Origin of the sequence: Rugamonas sp., assembly GCF_025354735.1 — a bacterium.
In the GTDB taxonomy this organism is placed as follows: domain Bacteria; phylum Pseudomonadota; class Gammaproteobacteria; order Burkholderiales; family Burkholderiaceae_D; genus Rugamonas.
The window spans coordinates 1-17,849 of the sequence record NZ_JANXMI010000167.1; the positions used below are offsets into that span (position 1 = coordinate 1).

Annotated in this window: 14 protein-coding genes; 3 read left to right on the forward strand and 11 right to left on the reverse strand. The window is 68.6% G+C overall.

The window, feature by feature from the left end; genetic code table 11:
* The 6 genes from Q0S71_RS13785 to ispH all read right to left on the reverse strand — a co-directional run.
* On the reverse strand, nt 1-992 hold a 992-nt coding region (locus Q0S71_RS13785; RefSeq protein ID WP_295996495.1), incomplete at its 3' end, for a lysylphosphatidylglycerol synthase domain-containing protein.
* Entirely contained in the window at nt 989-1,858 is an 870-nt protein-coding gene (gene hpnK, locus Q0S71_RS13790) for a hopanoid biosynthesis-associated protein HpnK (protein ID WP_295996498.1), read from the reverse strand. The genes hpnK and Q0S71_RS13785, both read right to left, overlap by 4 nt.
* Complete coding sequence (gene hpnJ, locus Q0S71_RS13795) at nt 1,858-3,279, reverse strand: hopanoid biosynthesis associated radical SAM protein HpnJ (RefSeq protein ID WP_295996501.1); 1,422 nt, start codon at nt 3,277-3,279, stop codon at nt 1,858-1,860. Before hpnJ ends, hpnK begins: the two co-directional genes overlap by 1 nt.
* A gap of 8 nt (nt 3,280-3,287) precedes the next feature.
* The gene (hpnI, locus tag Q0S71_RS13800) at nt 3,288-4,562 is read right to left on the reverse strand and encodes a bacteriohopanetetrol glucosamine biosynthesis glycosyltransferase HpnI (RefSeq protein WP_295996504.1); all 1,275 of its coding nucleotides are present in this window, start codon (nt 4,560-4,562) and stop codon (nt 3,288-3,290) included.
* A gap of 3 nt (nt 4,563-4,565) precedes the next feature.
* Nucleotides 4,566-5,732 carry an adenosyl-hopene transferase HpnH gene (gene hpnH, locus Q0S71_RS13805; protein ID WP_295996506.1) on the reverse strand — a complete coding sequence of 389 codons (1,167 nt, stop codon included), beginning with the start codon at nt 5,730-5,732 and terminating at the stop codon, nt 4,566-4,568.
* A gap of 22 nt (nt 5,733-5,754) precedes the next feature.
* Nucleotides 5,755-6,792 (reverse strand): 4-hydroxy-3-methylbut-2-enyl diphosphate reductase, encoded by a 1,038-nt coding sequence (gene ispH, locus Q0S71_RS13810; protein ID WP_295996509.1) that lies wholly within the window; start codon nt 6,790-6,792, stop codon nt 5,755-5,757.
* A 216-nt stretch (nt 6,793-7,008) separates the two neighbouring features.
* Here ispH and hpnA point away from each other — a divergent pair, with 216 nt between their 5' ends.
* Nucleotides 7,009-8,007, forward strand: a complete 999-nt coding sequence (gene hpnA / locus Q0S71_RS13815; protein ID WP_295996512.1) for a hopanoid-associated sugar epimerase — start codon at nt 7,009-7,011, stop codon at nt 8,005-8,007.
* A 113-nt stretch (nt 8,008-8,120) separates the two neighbouring features.
* Here the strand turns inward: hpnA and Q0S71_RS13820 are convergent, their stop codons facing one another.
* The 5 genes from Q0S71_RS13820 to Q0S71_RS13840 all read right to left on the reverse strand — a co-directional run bounded on the left by Q0S71_RS13820 (nt 8,121) and on the right by Q0S71_RS13840 (nt 15,309).
* Nucleotides 8,121-8,975 carry a ferritin-like domain-containing protein gene (locus Q0S71_RS13820; protein ID WP_295996553.1) on the reverse strand — a complete coding sequence of 285 codons (855 nt, stop codon included), beginning with the start codon at nt 8,973-8,975 and terminating at the stop codon, nt 8,121-8,123.
* A 210-nt stretch (nt 8,976-9,185) separates the two neighbouring features.
* Nucleotides 9,186-10,538: an MBL fold metallo-hydrolase gene (locus Q0S71_RS13825; RefSeq protein ID WP_295996514.1), complete on the reverse strand. Its 1,353-nt coding sequence runs from the start codon at nt 10,536-10,538 to the stop codon at nt 9,186-9,188.
* Between the two features lie 67 nt (nt 10,539-10,605).
* Nucleotides 10,606-13,104: an acyl-CoA dehydrogenase gene (locus Q0S71_RS13830; protein ID WP_295996516.1), complete on the reverse strand. Its 2,499-nt coding sequence runs from the start codon at nt 13,102-13,104 to the stop codon at nt 10,606-10,608.
* Nucleotides 13,105-13,324: 220 nt separating this feature from the next.
* The gene (locus Q0S71_RS13835) at nt 13,325-14,728 is read right to left on the reverse strand and encodes an amino acid permease (RefSeq protein ID WP_295996519.1); all 1,404 of its coding nucleotides are present in this window, start codon (nt 14,726-14,728) and stop codon (nt 13,325-13,327) included.
* A 158-nt stretch (nt 14,729-14,886) separates the two neighbouring features.
* Nucleotides 14,887-15,309 (reverse strand): NUDIX domain-containing protein, encoded by a 423-nt coding sequence (locus Q0S71_RS13840; RefSeq protein WP_295996522.1) that lies wholly within the window; start codon nt 15,307-15,309, stop codon nt 14,887-14,889.
* 147 nt (nt 15,310-15,456) lie between these two features.
* On the opposite strand from Q0S71_RS13840, the gene Q0S71_RS13845 reads away from it, so the two are divergent.
* Together Q0S71_RS13845 and Q0S71_RS13850 are read left to right on the forward strand one after the other, a co-directional pair.
* Entirely contained in the window at nt 15,457-16,536 is a 1,080-nt protein-coding gene (locus tag Q0S71_RS13845; protein WP_295996525.1) for an oxidoreductase, read from the forward strand.
* Nucleotides 16,536-17,849 carry an FAD-dependent oxidoreductase gene (locus Q0S71_RS13850; protein WP_295996530.1) on the forward strand — a complete coding sequence of 438 codons (1,314 nt, stop codon included), beginning with the start codon at nt 16,536-16,538 and terminating at the stop codon, nt 17,847-17,849. Before Q0S71_RS13845 ends, Q0S71_RS13850 begins: the two co-directional genes overlap by 1 nt.

A 17,849-nucleotide genomic window follows, 5' to 3' on the forward strand; every position in this document is an offset into this window, starting at 1 on the left:
GCGCTGCGCTGGCCGTCGCGGCGCCAGCGGTGCCATTCCATCCACTGCCACGACAGCAGCGCCGGCACGCCGTACAGCACTTCGCGCGCGCGCTTGACCAGGGCCAGCGACAGCGCGACCTCGGGATCGACGCCCAGCAACTGACCCAGCAGCAGCACCAGCGCGTCCTGCACGCCGAGGCCGGCCGGCACGAAGAAGGCCATCTGGCGGCCGGCGCGGGTCAGCGCCTCGATCGCCAGCGCCTGGCCGAACGTGACGGGATGGCCGAACTGGTCGAGCGCGAACCACACTTCGAGCACGCCGGCGACCATGCCGGCGCATTGCCACAGCAGCGTCGCCAGCAGCACGCGGCTGCGCCGGCACAGCGCGCGGATGTGGGCGTCGAGGCGGGCGCCGTCGGCCATCATCGCGCTCAGCTGGCCGGCGCCGAACCAGCGCAGGGCCGCGCTTTCTAGCCGCGCGAACAGCGTGCCGTGGCGCAGGAACAGCGCGAACAGCACCGGTATCGGCAGCGACAGGATCAAGCCGCCGACGATGGCCCAGCCATGCCCGGCCGCCGGCAGGGAGGCCAGCAGCATCAGCACGCCGAGCACGGTGAACAGGGCTTGCGCGAACAGCGTGACCATCACTTCGACGACGACGCTGGCGGCGACGGCGCTGGTGTCGGCGATGCGCAGCCTGGCCAGGCGGATGCCGGCCAGTTCGCCGCCCACGTTCACCGTCGGCAGCAGGCCGTTGACGGCTTCGCGCACGCTGGCCACCCACAGCAGGAAGCCGAGTCCGGCCCGCTGCGCCGGCACCGCGCTGCGCAGCAGGGCGCGCCAGCCGGCGGCGTCGAGCGCCAGCGGCAGCAGGTGCAGCGGCAGCAGCAGGAACAGCAGCCAGCCGCCGTGCAAGATGGTGTGGCCGACGTCGGACCAGCCCTGGTGCAGAATCAGCAGCGTGAGGCCGAACAAGCCGGCCAGTCCGGTCAGCCAGGCGAGGCGCTTCATGTGGCTTGCCACCGTGGCGCCGGCAGCAGGTCGGCGAAGCCGCCGCGCCGCAGTCCGCCCTGGACCAGCTGCTCGAGCGCGGCCCGCACGCGCGGCGACAGCAGGGCCGCCAGCTCGTCGGCGTGGCGATAGCCGTCCATGCTGGCGGCGACGGCGGCGCCCGATGCCAGGCCGGGATGCAGATAGATTTCCGTGACGCCGGCCGCCAGCGCGGGCAGGGCGGCCAGCAGCGCCGCTTCGTCCATGGCGCCGCTGGCGGCGATGCCGACCACGTGGTCGTTGTGGGCGATGCCGGCGGCGCGCAGGCGGCGCCGCGTGAGCAGCAGCCACGGCCGCAGCCAGAACGGCGCGTTCGCCTCCAGCGGCAAACGCATGGCGCGCAGGCCGTAGTCGCGGCCGATGGTTAATATCAGCGTCAGCACGGTGGGGTGCAGATGAAAATGTTTGTGCGTGTTGACGTGGTCCAGCGGCAGGCCGGTGGCGGCGTAGGCGGCGAACTGGGCGCGGATTTCGGCGGCCAGCTGGCGCCGCACGCGGGGCAGGAAAAAGAAGCGGCAGCCGGCGCGCGCCATGTCCGAGCCGAAGCGGCCGTCGGCGCCGACCAGGTCGGGAATCTGCGACGCCGGCAGCGTGGCGGCGCCGTCGGCCAGCACCAGGTGCAGGCCGACGCGCAGGCCCGGCAGGCGGCGCGCGCGGGCCACGGCGTCGGCGGCGGCGGGCGCGGCGACCATCAGGCTGGCGGCGTTGAGCACGCCGTCCCGCCACGCCAGTTCGACCGCCGCGTTGACGCTTACATGCAGGCCGAAGTCGTCGGCCGTCAAGATCAGTCCGCGCGGCGCGGCGGCCGCTGGTCGGTGCGCCGGCATCAAGCCTCGTGCGAACGCAGGAAGTGGAAGAACTCGACGCCTTCGCGCAGGCGGCGCTTGGTCATCTCCCAACTGCCCATCATTTCGCGGACGATTTCCCAGATTTTGCTGGGGCGGAAATAGAAGCGCTTATAAAACTTTTCCACGCCGTGGTAAATCTCTTCCTTCGACAGATGCGGGTAGCTGATCGCGGCCAGCTGCACGCCGCGCTCGTTGACCAGGTTGATGACCTTGTGGCTTTGCAGCCAGCCGTTGTCCATCGCCTGCTTGTACAGCGTGGTGCCGGGGTAGGGCGCGGCCAGCGACACCTGGATGGTGTGCGGGTTGATGTCCTTGGCGTACTGGATGGTTTTTTCGATGGTGTCGCGCGTTTCGCCGGGCAGGCCGAGGATGAAGGTGCCGTGGATGATGATGCCGAGCTTGCGGCAATCGGCCGTGAAGCGGCGCGCGATGTCGGTGCGCAAGCCCTTCTTGATGTTGAGGAGGATCTGGTCGTCGCCCGACTCGTAGCCGACCAGCAGCAGGCGCAGGCCGTTGTCCTTCATGATTTTCAACGTGCTGTAGGGGACGTTGGCCTTGGCGTTGCACGACCACGTGACACCCAGCTGGCCGAGGCCGCGCGCGATTTCCTCGGCGCGCGGACGGAAGTCGGTGAAGGTGTCGTCGTCGAACATGATCTCTTTGACGTCGGGCATGTTGTCGCGTATCCACTTCACTTCCTCGATGACGCTGGCGGCCGTGCGGGTTCGGTAGGCGTGGCCGCCGACGGTCTGCGGCCACAGGCAGAAGGTGCAGCGCGAGCGGCAGCCGCGGCCCGTGTAGATCGACACGTAGGGATGCTTGAGGTAGCCGATGAAGTAGTTGTTGACCTTCAGGTCGCGCTGGTAGATCGGCGCCACGAAGGGCAGCGCGTCCATGTCTTCTATCATGGCGCGGGCGGCGTTGTGGACGATGGCGCCGTCGGCGGCCTTGTAGCTCAGGCCGGTGATCTCGGCCAGCGGCAGGCCGGCGGCGACGTCGACGCAGGTGTAGTCGAATTCTTCGCGGCAGACGAAGTCGATGGCGGTGCTGCCGGTCAGCGTGGCGTCCGGTTCGACGGCGGCCTTGGCGCCGACCATGCCGATCAGCAGCGCCGGCTGGCGCGCCTTGAGCGCTTCGGCGAAGCGGGCGTCGCCGTCGTAGGACGGGGTGCTGGTGTGGATGATGACGAGCTCGTAGTCGGCGGCGATGTCCAGCGACTGCGCCACCGTCAGCTCGTCGGCCGGCGCGTCGAGCAGGCGGCTGCCGGGCACCATGGCGGCGGGCTGGGCCAGCCAGGTCGGGAACCAGAACGATTTGATCTCGCGCTTGGCCTGGTAGCGCGAACCGGCGCCGCCGTCGAAACCGTCAAACGATGGAGCTTGGAGGAATAAAGTTTTCATAGGACCCTTCAGGTGGGATGACGTGTCTGATGATGGGACGCCGGGGCGGCGTGCGGCTTGGCGTAGTCTTGGTGCTGGAGCGCGTGCTCCGCGCGGCCGGGGCCGGCGATGTCGGGCGCGCCGTCGCGCACCGGCAGTTGCTGGCCGCGCCAGCTGACCCGGGAGCCGACCAGGGCGGCGGCCCATTCGGCCAGCAGCAGGGTGTCGCGCAGCGGCGCGCGGGCGGCGGCGCCGGGGCCGCCGGCCAGCACGCTGCGCGACAGCGCGCCGCTGAGCGCGAGCAGGCAGGCCGACGGCGTCTGCGCCAGCGCCGCGCCGCCGATGAGCAGCGGCCAGGTGTGGGTGATGAAGGTGAGGCTGAAGCCGGCCGGATTGAGCGAGCGTATCGTGCGCAGCCAGCGCAGTTCGTGGGTCCACAGCGCCGCCAGCGTGGTTTCGGTGACGTCGGTGCTGACGACGACGTCCGACAGCACGGTGGCCAGGCCGTGGCGGCGGCTGAGCTCGCCGAGCCAGAAATCGTCGGCGAGGCGGCCGGCCAGCGCCTCGAAGCCGCCGATCAGGGCCAGCGTGTCGCGCCGCACGGCGATGGTGGCGCCGAAGGCGAAGCGGCGCGAGCCGGCCGCGTGGGCGATGCGCACCGACGGCGCGAACCAGTCGTCGATGAACTGGGCGCCGACGCGCTGCCAGAAGCGGCCCAGCGCGCGGCCGCGGTACAGGCAGGTGACGATGCCGGTGCCGGCGTCGGCCAGCGGCGCGCTGACGCGGCGCAGATAATCGGGCGGCGCCGCGATGTCGCTGTCGGCCAGCAGCAGCCAGTCGTGGCGGGCGGCCGGCAGCATGTTAATCAGGTTGGCCACCTTGAGGTTGCGGCCGTGCGCGCGGGCCGAGACGACGAGGCTGATGTCGAGGTCGGGAAAGTCCGCTTGCAGGCGTTGGACCACGGCCACGGCCGCGTCGTCGGCCTCGCGCACGCCGAACACGATCTGGTAGTCGGGATGGTCCTGGCGGCACAGCGTGGCGAGGTTGTCGTACAGGCGCGGTTCGGCGCCGCTGAGCGGCTTGAGCACCGTGACAGCGCGCGGTGACAGTGCCGGTGACGGTGACGGTGCCGATGTCGATGTTGATGTTAGTGCCGATGCCGGCGTGGCCTGCGCCGCGACAGCCTCGTCGGCGCGCGGCGCGTAGCGGCTCAGCCACGCGGCCAGCAGCGCGTAGCCGGCCGCGACGGCGCACAGCGCCGTGCCCAGCCATGTTATCCACATCGACGAGTGAGCCGGGGCCATCGCTCAGCTCCCGCCGACCTCGCTCGGCTCGGGCGCGCGGCGCGGCTTGACCGATGCCGTGCGGCCGATTTCTTCGAGCTTGATGGCGACGTGCTTGGAGTGCACGAAGTCGGCCGGCCGCTGGCGGTCGAGCGCGATGTCCGGCGCCATCTTGCCGCTGGTGCGCACGCCGCGCAGGGCCACGCCCATCGCCTTGAACGGGTGGGCCACGGTGTCGGCCACGGCCGACGCCTCGTAGCCGCTGTGGACCATGCAATTGGCGCACTTTTCGTAGTTGCCGGTGCCGTAGGCGTCCCAGTCGGTGTCTTCCATCAGCGACTTGAAGCTGTCGGTGTAGCCTTCGCCCAGCAGGTAGCAGGGACGCTGCCAGCCGAACACAGTGCGGGTCGGGTTGCCCCACGGCGTGCAATGGTAGGTCTGGTTGCCGGCCAAAAAGTCGAGGAACAGCGAGGACTGGCTGAAGGCCCAGTCGCGCCCGCCGCGTCCGCGCGCGAGGATGTCGCGGAACAGTTGCTTGGTGGTGGCGCGGCTGAGGAAGTGCTGCTGGTCCGGCGCCCGTTCGTAGGCGTAGCCGGGCGAGACGGTGATGCCGTCGACGCCGATGCCCTTGAGGGTGTCGAAGAAATTGGCGACCTGCTCGGGATCGGCGTTGTTGAACAGCGTGCAGTTGATGTTGACGCGGAAGCCGAGCGCGCGCGCCTTGCCGATGGCTTGCACGGCGCGGTCGTAGACGCCGCTCTGGCACACGGAATGGTCGTGCATTTCGCGGTCGCCGTCGAGGTGGACCGACCAGATGAAGTAGGGATTGGGCTTGTACTGGTCGAGCTTTTTTTCCAGCAGCAGGGCGTTGGTGCACAGGTAGACAAAGCGCTTGCGGGCGATGATGCCTTCGACGATGGCCGGCATGTCCTTGTGCAGCAGCGGTTCGCCGCCGGCGATGGAGACCACCGGCGCGCCGCATTCATCGACCGCGTCCAGGCACTGTTGCACCGACAGGCGCTGGTCGAGGATGGGGTCGGGATAGTCGATCTTGCCGCAGCCGGAACAGGCCAGGTTGCAACGGAACAGTGGTTCGAGCATCATCGCCAGCGGGTAGCGCTTGCGTCCGGCCAGGTGCTGGCGGGCGACGTAGGCGCCGACGCGCGCCACTTGCAGAAAAGGTATGGCCAATGCGGTTCTCCTGGTGAGCGTGTCAGTCTTCGAGCTGCAATTGTTGAGGCTGTAATTGTTGCGTTGTTTGTGGCGCTGCCGGGTGCTCGGCCTGCCGGGCGCCGTCGTGCGGCGGCGGCAAAGACGCCGGCGGCGTCGGGTCCGCGAGCAGGGCCGGCAGGCGGAATTCGGCGTATTCCTCGCGGCCTTCCATGGTGCTCAGTTCCACCGGGCCGAGCCGGCGCAGCGCGGCCAGCACGTCTTCCACGGTCGACTCCGGGGCCGAGGCGCCAGCCGTCACGCCCAGCACGCGCGCGCCCAGCACCCAGGCCGGATCGAGTTCGCTGCCGTCGGCCAGCAGATAGCTGGGGATGCCGCTTTCGGCGCCGATTTCGCGCAGCCGGTTGGAATTGGAACTGTTGGTGGCGCCGACGACGAGCAGCACGTCGACCCGCTTGGCCAGCTCGCGCACGGCGCTTTGCCGGCTCTGGGTGGCGTAGCAGATGTCGCGCGTGTCCGGCCCGATGAGGTTGCTGAAGCGGCGGTGCAGGGTGGCGATGATGGCGCGGGTGTCGTCGACGCTGAGGGTGGTCTGGGTGACGTAGGCCAGCGCGGTGTCGGCCGCCAAGTCCAGCGTCCGCGCCTCGGCCTCGTTCTGGACCAGGATCACGTCGCCGGGTATCTGGCCCAGGGTGCCGACCACTTCCGGGTGGCCGGCGTGGCCGATCAGGATCACGCGGCGGCCGCTGGCGGCGTACTGGCGGCCCTGGTGGTGGATCTTGGCGACCAGCGGGCAGGTGGCGTCGATCACGCGCAGCTGGCGCGCGACGGCGTCGGCCTCGACCGAGGCCGGCACGCCGTGGGCGCTGAAGATGGTGACGGCGCCGGCCGGAATGCCGTCCAGCGACTCGGTGAAGTCGGCGCCCTTGCGGCGCAGGCTGTCGACGACATGCTTGTTGTGCACGATCTCGTGGCGCACGAAGACCGGCGCGCCATACTTGACGAGGGCGCGGTCGACGATTTCGATGGCGCGGACGACGCCGGCGCAGAAACCGCGCGGTTGGGCGAGTATCACCTGCATGCAGAAACTCCTTTCCGGATCTCCGGTCGAACGCGTCTCAGATGGCAAACCGATGGTGCATGGGCGGCGGCTGGTGGTAGCACCATCCGGCCGCGTGGTGCGCCGATAAAAGCAACACCAATTTTGCAATAGTAACTACTATATGCTTGTTGTAGACCCTACCTTGTTTTTAATTTCACGGCAACTGATTATAAATTGCACAAGGACTAAAACGCGATGGCGGACGACGATATTTTGGTCACGGGAGCGACCGGCTTCCTCGGTTCGGCCGTGGTGCGGCGGGCGCTGGCGCGCGGTCTGCGGGTGCGGGTGCTGGCCCGCGACGACAGCCCGCGCCGCAACCTGGCGCAGCTGCCGGTGCGCATCGTCAGCGGCGACATGCGCGACCCGGCCGCGATGCTGCGCGCCTGCGCCGGCGTGCGCCACGTCTTCCATGTGGCGGCCGATTACCGGCTGTGGGCCGCCCATCCCGAAGAGATAGTCGCGGCCAATACCTCTGGCACCGAGACCGTGATGCGCGCGGCGCAACAGTGCGGGGTCGAACGCGTCGTTTATACCAGCAGCGTGGCGACCCTGCGGGTGGCCGGCGCCACCGCCCCGGTCGGCGAGGAGGCGGCGATGTCGGCCGCCGAGGCCATCGGCGGCTACAAGCGCAGCAAGGTGCTGGCCGAGCAGCTGGTGCTGGGCCGCGTGGCTGACCACGGCTTGCCGGCCGTGATCGTGCAGCCGTCGACGCCGGTCGGCCCGCGCGACGTGCGGCCGACGCCGACCGGGCGCATCGTCATCGAGGCGGCGTCCGGCCGCATGCCGGCCTTCGTCGACACGGGACTCAATCTGGTGCACGTCGACGACGTGGCCGAGGGGCATTTCCTGGCGCTGGAGCGCGGTGTCATCGGGGAGCGTTATATTTTGGGCGGGCAGGACGTCAGCCTGCAACAGATGCTGGGCGATATCGCGGCGCTCAGCGGCCGGCGGGCGCCGTCGCTGCGGCTGCCGCGCTGGCCGCTGTACCCGCTGGCGCATCTGGCCGAGGCGGTGGCGCGGCGCACCGGCCGCGAACCCTTCGTCACCGTCGACGGGCTCAAGATGTCGCGCCACCGCATGTATTTCAGCTCGGACAAGGCGCGTCGCGTGCTCGGCTATGCGCCGCGTCCATATCAGGATGGCTTGCGCGATGCGCTGGCGTGGTTCCGCGAGGCCGGCTACGTGGCGTGAGCGGGCGCTGAGCTTGCGCGTGCTTGCGGCAGATCACGGATGGCGCGATTAAATCTGCGCCGGCTGACGTTTTGGCGCAACAGTTTCGCCCCAACAATGTCGGCGCAAGGATTTTAGCGCAGCAAGCGCAGCGCCCAGCGGGCCAGGCGCGGCACCGTTTGCGGGCGCAGCAATCGGCTGTCGTAGCCGGCCATGCGGCGCGCGTTTTCTTCGAGGCACAGCTCGATCATGGTGCGCGGCGACAGCGCCTCCCCCAGCATGGCCGAACCGTTCATGGTGAAATTGGCGTCCTGGGCCATGCCATCGGTGTCGATGCCGCGCGCGATGCCGATGCGCTCCCAGATCAGGTAGAGCCAGACCCGCGCCACCTTGGCCGTGTACAGCGGGCGGCGCCACCACGGCAGGTTGCGCCGGTGCCACGCGGCCCAGTTGACGAAGAACAGGATGTGGCGGCCTTCTTCCTGGATCACCGGCTCGAAGGTGTCGACCAGCTCGGGCGGGAAAAAGCCGGAGCGGCGGGCGGCGGCGAACAGGCCGAAGGCGAAGAAGCTGTCGATGCACTCGCTGTAGCCGGTCAGCAGCCAGCCCCATTCGGGATCGTCGGGCGCCAGGTAGGCCGGTTCGGGCGCGAGCGCGATGCCGTAGGCTTGCACCAGCTTGGAGAGCACGTCCTTGTGGCGCGCCTCCTCGGCGCCGTCCATTTCCAGCGCCTGGCGCAGCAGCGGATCGCGCACGGTGGCGGCGAAACTCCGGACCCGGATCGAGGCGCGGCCTTCGGTCTGGACCGCGATGTCCCAGATCGGCAGCGACGTGACGCGGCGCAGCGCGTCCGGCGTCAGCGGCGGCCAGTCGATGACGGCCGGCTTGTAGGGATTGTGGGTGTGCAGCAGCATCTGGCAAAACATGTGCAGGTGGCGCGGGGAACCGGGCCGGACCGGATCGGGGCCGGGGTCGCGCCAGTGGCGCATGGCGTGGTCGGCCTGGTCGATGGCGGCCGGCGAGGGGCCGGGCCGGGCGGGGACGCTCGATATCGCGGCTGACGCTGCCGCTGCGGGTGAGTTGGCCATCGTTATCCAGTCCGAGAGTGGGTCAGCTGAAGAGACCCATCCATCATAGCGAAACGACACTGTTTTGTCGACGCCCCGGCGCTGCGGTGCGGGATTCACGCACTCAGGCGGTCAGGCCGGCCGGCGGCCCTGTATCCGTTTCAGCTGCGCGGCCTGGTAGGCGCCGAAGGCGTCGTTGAACAGGCAGCGTATCAGCGGGTCGTCGACGATGTCGGCCGATTGAACTTCCGCTTCGGTCGCGCTGTCGAACAGGGTGTCGTTGATGCGCAAATACATGGACGTCAGTGATTCGCCCAGCGCCAGCGCCGCGTACAGCTTGGCCAGCGGCAGCTGCGTGGTCCAGGACAGGGCCGGCGGCGGCACGGGCAGCGGCGTGATGGTGTCGCCCTCGACGCGGTAGTGGTAGAGGCTGAGGGCCCCGGCGTGGTCGTAGAGGGCCAGCTGCCAGTGGCGCGGCTGTTCAAAGTAACTGTCTTCCGGCAGTTCCATGGCGCGGTATTTGTCGAGCAGGCCGGCGCGGCAGTAGGCGTGGACCAGCTCGGCCTGCGCGGCCGCCAGCGGCGCGAAACGGCGCGCGATGTCGGCGGTGGCCGGCGCGGCGATGTGCTGGTCGTATGCGTAGTCGACGTCTTGCGGGCCGACCGGGTGGACCCAGGGCAGCGGCGCGGCCGGCGTCAGCGTGTCCCGGTCGAGTTCGACCGACACCGAGGGCGACAGCTGGACGATGGTCGCGCCGGGCAGGGCCGCGCCGACTTCCCGGCCGAACTGGCGGTAGGTGATGGGAAACATGGCGTGGTTGTACCAGGACCACGGTTCTTGCACGAACTGGCAGGAGCTGGGCACGATGTAGCGCGGATTGAGCAGGCGCAGCTGGTCCAGCCATTCGGCGGGGATGTGGGCCGCTTCGCGCTCGGTCCGCGAAGGGGCGATGACTTCGATTTCGCGCATGGTCTGGAACGGCCACAGCACCATGTCCCACGGCGCGCTGCGGGCCAGCGTGGCCAGCGTGTCGGGCGCGATCCAGGAGTCGACGACGTTGAGGACGTTGAGGCCGGCCGCGTGGATGTGGAACAGCGAGTCCACTTCGGTGTCGAGCGCCTCGCGCGGGGTGACGGTGTAGGGGCCGATGTGGACCGGCGTGTCCGTGCGCAGCGCGTGGACGTCGAGTAAGCCGAGCTCCCTTATCATGTCGAACAGCTGGTCGAACTGGCAGTAAAGGTAGATGGGCGTGCGGCGGTCCAGCAGGTCCAGGCTGTCGAAGGAGCAGTGGTCGTCGTGAAAGTGGGAGATGAAGACGGCGGCCAGTTTCAGCTGTCTGATCTGGCCGTGGTCGAAGGCGACGGCGGGAAAGGCGTGGCAGTTGCGGCTGAACGGATTTTCAACGATGGGATCGAATGCGATGGCCGTGCCCTCGCATTCGAAGACGTAACCGGCGTGCAGGATGCGGGAAATTTTAAGAGTCATGGGCGGCGATGTCGGGAATGCGCGGGTTGAGGTGCGCATTGTAAACATAGTCGCCGCCCGATGGGCCTCAGCTTTCCATGGCCATGGTCGCGGCGCTCATGCGCTGGCGCTTGGCGGTGTCGGCGGCGGCGTTCAGGTCGGCGGGGAAATCGTCGACGTGGATGGCCAGCGCCGCGAAGCGGGCGTAGTCCGCCATCACGCGGCGTTCTTCCATGGTGATGTGGTTGCGGCTGGCCGCCTGCAAGATCCAGGCTTGCATCTCGACCAGGCTTTGCGGTATGGGCTCGATGGTGCCGTTGTGGAACGCCGGCTTCAGCCGCTGTTCGATGGCGTTCACCTGTGGCAACAGGGCGAAGGCCAGCTCGCCGCAGGCGATGGGGTCGCCGATGTCGTCGGCGATGAAGCTGTCGGCCAGCAGCCGTTCGCGGGCGGCGCCGCCGGTTTGCATGGCGTCGGCTACGGCGCTGCCGAGCTGGTCGGACGGTGCGCGCTGCGGCAGGCCCAGCGGGAACATCAGCAAGCGCGCCAGCACGGCGACGGCGCGGTTGGGGAAATTGTCGAGCACGCCGACCAGGGCTAGTTGCGCCTTCAGCAGCGCGTCCTGCACCGACCAGTGCACATAGGGCGCGTCGGCGGCGGGGTAAAGGTCGTCGTCGTAGCGCTTGAGCGCGGCGCTGACGAGGTAGAGCTGCGACAGCGCGTCGCCGAGGCGGGCGGAAATCCGTTCGCGGCGCTTCAGTTCGCTGCCCAGCACGAACATCGACAGGTCGGTCAGCAGCGCGAACGCGGTCGCCAGGCGGCCGGCGGCGCGGTAGTGGCGGCGCACGTCGGGCACGGCGTGCTGCGGCACTGGTGCGAAGATGGCGCCGCTGAGGCCGTAGCACAGCGCGCGCACGGCGTTGGCGCAGACGAAGGCCAGGTGGCCGAAGAAGGCGGCGTCGAAGTCGTGTTCGGCCTGGCGCTGCTTGGGTTCGGCGCAGGCGCGCATTTCGCGCAGCACGTAGGGATGGGAACGGATCGCTCCCTGGCCGAAGATGATAAGGCAGCGCGTCAGGATGTTGGCGCCTTCGACCGTGATGGCGATCGGCACTTGCTGGTAGGCGCGGGCGAGGAAGTTGCTCGGCCCCATGCTGATGCCCTTGCCGCCGAGGATGTCCATGCCGTCGTTGACGACGGCGCGGCCGCGCTCGGTGACGTGGTATTTGACGATGGCCGACACGACGGCCGGCTGTTCGCCGAGGTCGACGGCCAGCGCCGACATCTTGCGCGCCGCGTCCATCATGTAGAGGTTGCCGCCCATGCGGGCCAGCGCTTCATGCACGCCCTCGAACTTGCCGATGGCGGTCTTGAACTGGCGCCGGATGGCGCAGTAGGCGCTGGTGCCACGCACGGCCATCTTGGCGACGCCGACGCTGGACGAGGGCAGCGAGATGGCGCGGCCGGCAGCCAGGCATTCCATCAGCATGCGCCAGCCCTTGCCGATCTGCTGCGGCCCGCCGATGACCCATTGCATGGGGATGAAGACGTCGCGGCCCGAGGTGGGGCCGTTCTGGAACACGGCGTTGAGCGGCCAGTGGCGGCGGCCGATGACGACGCCGGCGTGGCCGGTCGGGATCAGCGCGCAGGTGATGCCGGGCGCGCTGCCCGGCGGCAGCAGGCCGTCCGGGTCGACCACGCGGAACGCCAGTCCCAGCAGGGTGGCGATGGGGCCCAGCGTGATGTAGCGCTTGTCCCAGCTGATGCGCAGGCCCAAGGTGTCGCGGCCCTCCCACTGGTCTATGCAGACGACGCCGGTGTCGGGTATGGCGGCGGCGTCGGAGCCGGCGTAGGGGCTGGTCAGCGCGAAGCAGGGGATGTCGGTGCCGGCGGCCAGGCGCGGCAGGTAGTAGTCTTTTTGCTGTTCGGTGCCGTAGTGCAGCAGCAGTTCGGCCGGGCCCAGCGAGTTCGGCACCATCACCTGCACGGCCAGCGCCGAGCAGCGGGTCGACAGTTTCATCACCACCTGCGAGTGCATATAGGCGGAGAATTCCTTGCCGCCGTATTTTTTGGGGATAATCATGCCGAGGAAACCTTGGTCGCGGGCGTATTGCCAGGCCTGCGGCGGCAGCGCCTGCCACACCTGGGTCGATTCCCAGTCGTCGACGAGGTCGCATAGCTGCGTGACTTCATTGGCGAGGAAAGAATGCTCCTCCCTGCTCAAGGTCGGCGACGGCAGCGTCAGCAGCTTGTCCCAGTCGGGCCGGCCGCTGAACAGGTCGGCGTCCCACCACGTGGTGCCGGCTTCGAGCGCGTCGCGTTCGGTGTCGGACATGGTCGGCAGCAGCTTTTTGAACAGGGCCAGCAGGTGCGGCGTCAGCAGGGCGCGGCGCAGCGCCTTGACGGCCAGCAGCGCCGCCGGCACACCGAACACCAGCAGCAAGACCAGGGCGGCTGGCGGGCCGATGACGGCGCTCGCCAGTCCCAGCAGCAGCCACGCGCCGAGCGCGGCCAGCCAGGCCCAGCCCGGCACTTGAAACAGCGTCAATGCGGCGCCGGCCAATACGGCCGCCAATATCCATGGTCCCATTTTGTATCCTGTTCCTTGAGGTGGTGCCGGGCGCCGCGTGTTGCATTGTGAGTGGCATGCGCGGGGCGGGCCGCGTGCATGATTTACGGCACACCTTACTGCGCCCGGGCATGAACTTCCGTGCGCTGACGCGCGTAGCGCCGGCGCCGCCCCGCTTGCGGGACAGGAAATAAAAATGGCTCCCGGAAAGGGAGCCATGGGGAAGGGCGGCGCGGCGCGCTTAGTGCGGCGCGGACGCGGACGCGGACGACGGTGGCGATGCGGCGGCGGCCGCTTTGTTGCGCACCAGTGCGTAGCCGATGCCGAGCGCGATCAGCCAGACCGGGATCAGGTAGACGGACATGCGCAGATCCGGCGTCAGATACATGACCACCAGAATGGCGGCCAGGAAGGCCAGGCACAGGTAGTTGGTGAATGGATACCCGAGGCTGCGGAACAGCGTGCTTTGCCCGGCGGCCCGTTTGTGCGCGCGGAAACGCAGGTGTATCCAGCTGATCATGCCCCAGTTGATAATCAGCGCCGAGACGACCAGGCCCATCAGCACTTCGAACGCCTTGCCCGGCATGAAGTAGTTGACGACGACACAGACGCCGGTGGCCAGCGCCGACACGCCCAGCGCGGCCAGCGGCACGCCGCGCCGGCTCACCTTGAGCAGCGCCTGCGGCGCGTTGCCTTGCAGCGCGAGGCCGTACAGCATGCGGGTGTTGCTGTAGACGCCGCTGTTATAGACCGACAGGGCGGCCGTCAACACGACGGCGTTGAGGATGTTGGCGACGATATTGCTGTCGAGCGCGTGGAAGATCAGCACGAAGGGGCTGCCGCTGGTGACCACTTTTTCCCACGGATACAGCGACAGCAGGATGGCCAGCGCGCCGATGTAGAAAATCAGGATGCGGTAGATGGCCTGGTTGGTGGCTTTCGGTATGGTGTGCGAGGGGTCGTCGGCCTCGGCGGCGGTGATGCCGATCAGTTCGAGTCCGCCGAAGGAAAACATGATGACGGCCATCGCCATCACGAGGCCGCCGACGCCATGCGGGAAGAAGCCGCCGTGGGTCCACAGATTCGAGACGGCCGCCTGCGGGCCGGCGTCGCCGGAAATGAGCAGCCAGGCGCCGAAGGCGATCATGCCGACGATGGCGACGACCTTGATGATGGCGAGCCAGAATTCCATTTCGCCGAAGGCTTTCACGTTGCTCAGGCTGATGGCGTTGATGACCAGGAAGAAGGCCAGCGCCGACATCCACGTCGGGATCGCCGGCCACCAGTATTGCACGTAGATGCCGACGGCCGACAGTTCGGCCATGCTGACGAGCACATACAAGACCCAGTAATTCCAGCCCGACATGAAGCCGGCCAGGTGGCCGCAATATTTGTCGGCGAAGTAGCTGAAGGAGCCGGCCACCGGTTCGTCGACCACCATTTCGCCGAGCTGGCGCATGATGAGGAAGGCGATCAGGCCGGCGATGGCGTAGCCGAGCAGCACCGACGGGCCGGCCATCTGTATGGTTTGGGCGATGCCGAGGAACAGGCCGGTGCCGATGGCGCCGCCGAGCGCGATCAGCTGGATGTGGCGGCTTTTGAGTCCGCGCTTGAGTTCGTTTTTATGGTGTATGGGGTCAGCCATCTGGTCTCCTGTATTTTTGTGCAAACCGCTGGACGCAAGGTGCCGGCGACTGCCGGCGGATTTGCAAAAGCCGTTGATTTTAAATCAAAGCGGGGCCGGCGAGGGCGCTGGCGGGCGCACAATTTTCGCGCCGCAACGGCCGGTTCGCCAGTCGCCATTCACCAATCGAGCGCCAGCAGCCGCGTCGCCATGCGCGGCCAGCACAGGCGGCGGATCTGCTCGCGCCCGGCCCAGCGGTAGCCGTCGACCTCGGGCGTCGGCAAGCCCGTCGTCTCGTCGGCGAAGAAACTGCTGCAATGGAGCTGCGACAAGTCGTCGAAATCGTCGGGCGCCCGCAATTTGAACAAGTGCAAATCCTTGTCCTGGCGGTAGGAAAAAAAGCCGATCTCGATAAATAAGCTTGGGTCGAAGGCGATGCCGGCTTCTTCGCGCAGTTCGCGCATGGCGGCGGCCAGCGGCGTTTCGCCGGCGTCGAGCAAGCCCTTGGGTATATCCCACTTGGCGGTGTTGGTGACGTGGCACAGCAGTAATTGACGGCGGGCGTTGACGATCAGGGTGCCGCAGGACAGGGGCAGGCTCATGTGGTTTTCCGTGTGGACAGTGGCGTCGATTGTAGTGGAAACGCGGGCGGCCGGTTCCCCTGATGGCGTGTATGCTATGGTCGGCCGCCGGTGTCAGCGCGGCGCCGGCCGGCCGCCGGCACTTATTAATCCAGGAGCGGAACAGAGATGGAAACGAATTCTTCATTGGCGCGCGATGGCGGCGCCGAACGGGCGCTAAAAGTCGGCATCGTCGGTTATGGTTATGCGACGGCCACGTTTCACGCGCCGCTGGTGCGCAGCGTGCCGGGCCTGGAACTGGTGGCGCTGGCCAGCAGCGATGCCGCCAAGGTGCGGGCGGCGCTGCCGCAGGTGGACGTGTGTGACACGCCGCAAGCCTTGTTCGCGCGGCCCGACATCGATCTGGTCGTGATTCCGACGCCGAACGCCAGCCACTATCCGCTGGCGCTGGCGGCGCTGGCGGCCGGCAAGCACGTGGTGGTCGACAAGCCGTTCACCATCGACGTGGCCGAGGCGGCCGACCTGATCGCGCGCGCCGAGGCCGGCGGCCGTTTGCTGTCGGTGTTTCACAACCGGCGCTGGGATGCCGATTTCCTGACCGTGCGGCAGTTGCTGGCGGCGGGCACGCTGGGCCGCGTGACGCAGCTTGAATCGCATTTCGACCGTTTCCGGCCGCAGGTGCAGACGCGCTGGCGCGAGTCCGGCGTGCCCGGCAGCGGCCTGTGGTACGACCTCGGGCCGCATCTGCTGGACCAGGCCTTGCAGCTGTTCGGCGCGCCGCAAACCATCACGCTCGATTTGATGCGGCAGCGCGACGGCGCCGCCACCGACGACTGGTTCCACGCCGTGCTGCGCTATGACAACTTGCGCGTGATCTTGCACGCCAGCGCGCTGACGGCGCAGCCGGGGCCGCGCTTCGTGGTCCACGGCACGGCCGGCAGCTATGTCAAGCTGGGCCTGGACGCGCAGGAAGACGCCTTGAAGGCCGGCTTGGCGCCGGGCGGCGCGCAGTGGGGCATCGATCCGCAGCCGGGCACGCTGACAATGGCCGGCGCCGATGGCCTGGCCGTGCGCGGCCACGCCGGCGTCGACGGCGATTACCGGCGCTACTACGCCGGCGTGCGCGATGCGATTTTGGGCGTCGGCGCCAATCCGGTGCCGGCCGCCGAGGCCTTGCAGGTGATGCGGTGGCTGGCCTGCGGCCAGCAGAGCTGGCGCGAGAGCCGGGCCGTCGGCCTGGCGCCGTGATGGACGGCAGCGCCGCGCCGGACCGGGGCGCCGCGCCGGCCGCCTACGACGTGATCGTCGTCGGCAGCGGTCCCGGCGGGGCGACCGTGGCGCGCGAGATGGCGCGCCGCGGCGCCCGCGTGCTGTTGCTGGAACAGGGCAGCGCGGCGCCGCTGAAGGGCACGCTGCGCCAGATGGCGGCGATGGCGGCGGTGCCGGGACGCGGCGCCTTTTTGCACCGCGACGGTTCGCTGCTGGTGCGGGCGATCGCCAGCGGCGGCAGTTCGGCCATCAATTACGCGACGGCGATGGCGCCGCCGCTGCCGCTGTTCCTGCGTTACGGCATCGATCTGGCGCCGGCCCTGCGCCAGTTGCGCGAGGAGGTGCCGATGCTGCCGCTGCCGGACCGGCTGGTGGGGCCGATGGCCGCGCGCATCATGGCGGCCGCGCAGGCACTGGGCCACGACTGGCGCAAGCTCGACAAGATGATCTACGCCGACCAGTGCCGCAGCGGGTGCTGGCGCTGCACCTACGGCTGTCCCTTTGGCGCAAAGTGGACGGCGCGCAATTTCGTCGACGACGCGGTGGCCCACGGTGCCGTCTTGCTGGACCAGGCGAAGGTGACGCGGGTGTTGCTGCGCGACGGGCGCGCCGTCGGCGTCGAGTTCGTGCGCGGCCAAGCCGTGCGGCAGGCCCACGCCGGCGTGGTGGTGCTGGCCGGCGGCGGCATCGGCAGCCCGCGACTGCTGCAGGCGTCGGGCCTGTCGGCCGGCGCCGACGCCCTGTTCAGCGATCCGGTGATCGCGGTGATGGGCACGGTCGACGATATCGACGGCGGCAAGGAAGTGCCGATGGCGGCCGGCATGCACCTGGAGGCCGACGGCATCACGCTGGCCGACATGACCTTGCCGAAAGCCATGTACCAGGCCTTCGCGGCGCAGGCGGGACGGCTGGACCGGGTGCTGGCCCACAGCCGCACGCTGACGGTGATGGTGAAGGTCCGCGACCAGATCGGCGGGCGCATCGGCCCGCTGTGGGTGGACAAGACGCTGACTGCCGCCGACCGGCAAAAGTTGTGGCTGGGCGTGGAGATGGGGCGGACGATTATGGCCCGGGCCGGCGCGCATCACGTGTTTCAGAGCCGCCACTTCGCCGCGCATCCGGGCGGCAGCGTGCGCATCGGCGCCGGCGTGGACCGGCATTTGCGAACGTCGACCGGGAATCTGTATGTCTGCGACGCGTCGGTGATACCGGAAGCCTGGGGCTTGCCGCCGACGGTCACGCTGCTGTGCCTGGGCAAATATCTGGCGGCGCACCTGGCGACGCCGCTGTAG

What these genes read in the sequence shown, in the direction of transcription:
- Q0S71_RS13835 (WP_295996519.1), bottom strand. Translation starts at nt 14,728, where the DNA reads ATGGCTGACCCCATACACCATAAAAACGAACTCAAGCGCGGACTCAAA.
- hpnK (WP_295996498.1), bottom strand. Translation starts at nt 1,858, where the DNA reads ATGCCGGCGCACCGACCAGCGGCCGCCGCGCCGCGCGGACTGATCTTG.
- hpnJ (WP_295996501.1), bottom strand. Translation starts at nt 3,279, where the DNA reads ATGAAAACTTTATTCCTCCAAGCTCCATCGTTTGACGGTTTCGACGGC.
- Q0S71_RS13820 (WP_295996553.1), bottom strand. Translation starts at nt 8,975, where the DNA reads ATGCGCCACTGGCGCGACCCCGGCCCCGATCCGGTCCGGCCCGGTTCC.
- Q0S71_RS13830 (WP_295996516.1), bottom strand. Translation starts at nt 13,104, where the DNA reads ATGGGACCATGGATATTGGCGGCCGTATTGGCCGGCGCCGCATTGACG.
- Q0S71_RS13850 (WP_295996530.1), top strand. Translation starts at nt 16,536, where the DNA reads ATGGACGGCAGCGCCGCGCCGGACCGGGGCGCCGCGCCGGCCGCCTAC.
- ispH (WP_295996509.1), bottom strand. Translation starts at nt 6,792, where the DNA reads ATGCAGGTGATACTCGCCCAACCGCGCGGTTTCTGCGCCGGCGTCGTC.
- Q0S71_RS13845 (WP_295996525.1), top strand. Translation starts at nt 15,457, where the DNA reads ATGGAAACGAATTCTTCATTGGCGCGCGATGGCGGCGCCGAACGGGCG.
- hpnI (WP_295996504.1), bottom strand. Translation starts at nt 4,562, where the DNA reads ATGGCCCCGGCTCACTCGTCGATGTGGATAACATGGCTGGGCACGGCG.
- hpnA (WP_295996512.1), top strand. Translation starts at nt 7,009, where the DNA reads ATGGCGGACGACGATATTTTGGTCACGGGAGCGACCGGCTTCCTCGGT.
- Q0S71_RS13840 (WP_295996522.1), bottom strand. Translation starts at nt 15,309, where the DNA reads ATGAGCCTGCCCCTGTCCTGCGGCACCCTGATCGTCAACGCCCGCCGT.
- Q0S71_RS13825 (WP_295996514.1), bottom strand. Translation starts at nt 10,538, where the DNA reads ATGACTCTTAAAATTTCCCGCATCCTGCACGCCGGTTACGTCTTCGAA.